The following is a 2630-nucleotide window of genomic DNA, read 5'->3' on the forward strand; positions in this document are numbered from 1 at the left end:
TCGATGCCGATGGTCGCGACGTTCCCGGGGAGTTCGATGACCGGGTGGTCGGTGTCACGCTAGACCAGCTGCGTGCCGTGCCCGAGGTGATCGCCACCGCGTATGGCAAGGAACGGGCACCGGCGGTCCGCGCGGCCGTACGGGGAGGTCTGGTGGGGACTCTGGTGATCGACACCTCGCTCGCCAGGAGCTTGCTGGCGTAAGAGGACGAGAGGCCCGTCCGAATTGTCAGGGTATTGTCAGGGCGTTGTCGCTTGGCCGATGGAGCAAGATCGGCAACGCTAGGTGCGCCACTTGGTCGGTCGCGCCCATCCGGGGGGCGTGGGCGCGACCGGCCAGGCGGTACTCACCGCATCCGCGACATCATAGGTCGCCAGATGCCTGGGCGCGCTCGGACCATATGCGCCAGTCCGGCTCGAGCCCGCGTAACCGGCAGTAGGTGGCCACAGTCCCAGCCAGCCTGGTCGCGTCGGTCCGGCGCTGCCAGATGACCGCGCGTCGCCAGGCGGCGCGCAGGTTGCCGATGTCGGCGCCGACCGCGGCCAGCCACGGCTCCCCTCCCGCTCGGTCCATCTCTGCCGCGGCGTTGACAGCCAGCCGCACGTAGTACGTGAGATGGCGGTGCTCGATGTCCTTCTGATGGCCGGCTCGCTCGAGCTTGGCCTCGGCGAACTCGCGGACGGCCTGGAACATGCCGTATCGGGCGGCCGCGCCGTCCCGCCGGACGGTGATCAATGACTTGTCGACAAGGCTGCCGGTCATGTCCACCGCCCGGGAGGACGCGGAGCGCGGGAACAGTCCGTGGCACAACGCCTGCGCGGCCGGCATGGTCCAGCCGTCGGAGAACACGGAGACCGCCGCGAGGAAACTCTGCTCGTCGGCAGTGAGGAGGTCGTAACTCCATTGAATCGTGGCGTCGAGGCTCTGCTGACGTTGCGGCGCGGTTCGGCTGCCCGCGCTCAGGATGCGGAACGACGTGGCGATCTCCGTGGCGAGTTCCTCCACGGTCAGCACGTTGACCCGGGCTGCGGCCAACTCGATGGCCAGCGGGATTCCGTCCAGCCTGTGGCACAGCCGATCGATGTGGTCCATGTCTCTCGGTGCCGGGCGGATGCCGTGGGACTCGGCCAGACCGATGAACAACCGAGCCGATTCCGCCTCCGACAACGGCCGCACCGCCCTGACCGTCTCACCCGGTACCCGCAGCACTTCTCGGCTGGTGGCGAGGATGGCGAGCCGCGGACAGCTCCGGAGCAATGTGGCGCAGAGCTTGACCGCCGCCGATATCACGTGTTCGCAGCTGTCGAGAACGAGCAGGACCGCACGGTCGCCGAGATACTCCGCGAGCAACTCGGGACCACGGTCGGCGGGAAGGCTTAAGCCCAATGCATTGGCCACAGACGCGTACAGAGTGGACGCGTCTGTGCACGCTCCTGCCGTCACCCAACGCACGCCGTGGGTGAAGGCATGCGTGGCGCCCGCGGAGACCTCCATGGCCAGTCGGGTCTTACCGATGCCGCCGGGACCGGTGAGCGTGAGCAGCCGCGTTCCGGCATCGGTGAGGAGCTGGATGCTCGTGGCCAGTTCGCCATCCCGGCCGACCAGGCCGGCGGTATACACCGGTGCCGGCTGGATCGGTTCCCGGGCGGGAGGCTGCTGGCCGTGTGCTGCTGCGATGAAGATGGCACGCTCGTCGTCGCTCAGTTCGAGCGCCTCGGTGAGCAACCGGACCGTGAGCGGTCGCGGGTTTCGCCGCCGGCCTCGTTCGAGCGCGGCCACGGCGTCGCCGCTGAGCCCTGCCTGCCGGGCGAGCTCCTCCTGCGAAAGGCCGGCCGCAAGGCGGTGCTGCCGGAGCAGGGCGGCGAAATTGAGCATTTAGTCATCTAATGGGTTGTGTGCACATCTTGTCCAGGGCGTGCCTGGTGGATCTGGGCGTCGCACAGTAGGCCACGGATCCATCAGACACGCCCTGGATCCGAGTTGATCATTCGCGAAGCCTCGGCCTCGTCCAGCCCCGTATGCTGTGCGTGTCATGACAGAACGGGTGATGAGCCGGGTGTGGCCGCCGCGGGGACGGGTCGCCGATGCGGCGTTGACCGTCGCGATCGCCCTGGTCGTGATGGTCCCACCCCCGGTCTCCGCCGGTGCGGATAAGATATCGCCGGTCGGCTGGTTGATCATGGCGGTGACGTCCGGCGCGGTCTACTTCCGTCGGGACTATCCGCTGACGGTCACGTTGATCACCCTGGCGGGCACGGTCTCGTACCTCCTGCTGCCCGACGCCGACGGCGCGATCGTGCTGGCGTTCGCCGTCGGCGTGTACACACTGATGGCGCAAGGGCGGTTGGCCGCCGGAATCATGATCGGTGCGGTCGCCGTCGTGGCGACGTTCTACGGTGAGTACAGCACAGATGCGGAGAACCTCGGTGACGTCGGGGTTCTGTTCTTCGCTGGATGGCTGATCACGGTCATGGCCGTCGGCGGCGCGGTGTATAACCGGCGCGAGTATCTGCTCGAGGTCGAGCGCCGGATGGCCGAGTCCGAACGTAACCGGGAGGAGGAGCTGCGCAGGCGCACCATTGAGGAACGCCTGCGGATCGCCCGGGAGCTGCACGACGTGCTCGGTCATA

Annotated in this window: 3 protein-coding genes; 2 read left to right on the forward strand and 1 reads right to left on the reverse strand. The window is 67.8% G+C overall.

Going from position 1 to position 2630, the window contains the following annotated elements; all coding sequences use genetic code 11:
- On the forward strand, positions 1-203 hold a 203-nt coding region (locus tag ELR45_RS38720), incomplete at its 5' end, for a sugar-binding domain-containing protein (RefSeq protein WP_240760034.1).
- Between the two features lie 160 nt (positions 204-363).
- Here the strand turns inward: ELR45_RS38720 and ELR45_RS22220 are convergent.
- On the reverse strand, positions 364-1875 hold the full coding sequence (locus ELR45_RS22220; RefSeq protein WP_129668278.1) for an ATP-binding protein: 1512 nt from the start codon (positions 1873-1875) through the stop codon (positions 364-366).
- Between the two features lie 157 nt (positions 1876-2032).
- Between ELR45_RS22220 and ELR45_RS38725 the strand changes: the two genes are divergently transcribed.
- On the forward strand, positions 2033-2630 hold a 598-nt coding region (locus ELR45_RS38725; RefSeq protein ID WP_420813920.1), incomplete at its 3' end, for a DUF7134 domain-containing protein.

The organism is Phytoactinopolyspora endophytica (assembly GCF_004138495.1).
In the GTDB taxonomy this organism is placed as follows: Bacteria; Actinomycetota; Actinomycetes; order Jiangellales; family Jiangellaceae; genus Phytoactinopolyspora; species Phytoactinopolyspora endophytica.

Excerpts from the sequence above, each read along its gene's own strand:
- ELR45_RS22220 (WP_129668278.1), bottom strand. The coding sequence starts at position 1,875 with ATGCTCAATTTCGCCGCCCTGCTCCGGCAGCACCGCCTTGCGGCCGGC.